The sequence below is a fragment of the Pseudomonas sp. JV245A genome, from assembly GCF_032424515.1.
GTDB lineage: Bacteria > Pseudomonadota > Gammaproteobacteria > Pseudomonadales > Pseudomonadaceae > Aquipseudomonas > Aquipseudomonas protegens.
On record NZ_VYKE01000521.1, the window covers coordinates 1 to 517 of the forward strand.

Annotated in this window: 2 protein-coding genes; one reads left to right on the forward strand and one right to left on the reverse strand. The window is 61.5% G+C overall.

Annotation, left to right across the window (positions count from 1 at the left end):
* Nucleotides 1-176 (reverse strand): LysR family transcriptional regulator (locus tag F6S12_RS32810; RefSeq protein ID WP_315869998.1); only part of this gene is annotated, 176 nt, incomplete at its 3' end.
* Between the two features lie 97 nt (nucleotides 177-273).
* On the opposite strand from F6S12_RS32810, the gene F6S12_RS32815 reads away from it, so the two are divergent.
* Nucleotides 274-517 (forward strand): MFS transporter (locus F6S12_RS32815; protein ID WP_315869997.1); only part of this gene is annotated, 244 nt, incomplete at its 3' end.

Genomic DNA, 517 nt, shown 5'->3' on the forward strand with positions numbered 1-517 from the left:
GGGGTCAGGCTGACACTGCGGGTGTTGCGTTGCAGCAGGCGTACACCGAGCTGCTGTTCCAGGCGGGAAATGGCTCGGGACAGGCCGGACTGGGTCAGCCCCAGGTCACCGGCGGCACGGGTGAAACTGCGGGTTTCGGCAACCCGGACCAGCAGGCGAAGGGCGTTCAGATCCATGATTAAAGTCATTGCTGAAAGAGAGAATGGCTTGTTTATCATTTAAACGGCATCGATGACACTGGCCGCCGGTTATTTCCACACAAGGATCTTCGCGATGTCCGCGACCCCGTTAGCCAAGCCGTCGGGCTGGATGCTGTTACTGCTGGCCACCGCGCAATTGATCATCGCCCTGGACGCCACCATCGTGTTTGTCGCCCTGCCGGAAATCGGCAGCCACCTGGGCTTCTCCGCCCAGCAGTTGCAATGGGTGGTCAGTGCCTACAGCGTGGCCTTCGGTGGTTTCCTGCTGCTGGGCGGACGGGCGGCGGACCTCCTGGGCAAGCGGCGTTTCTACATCG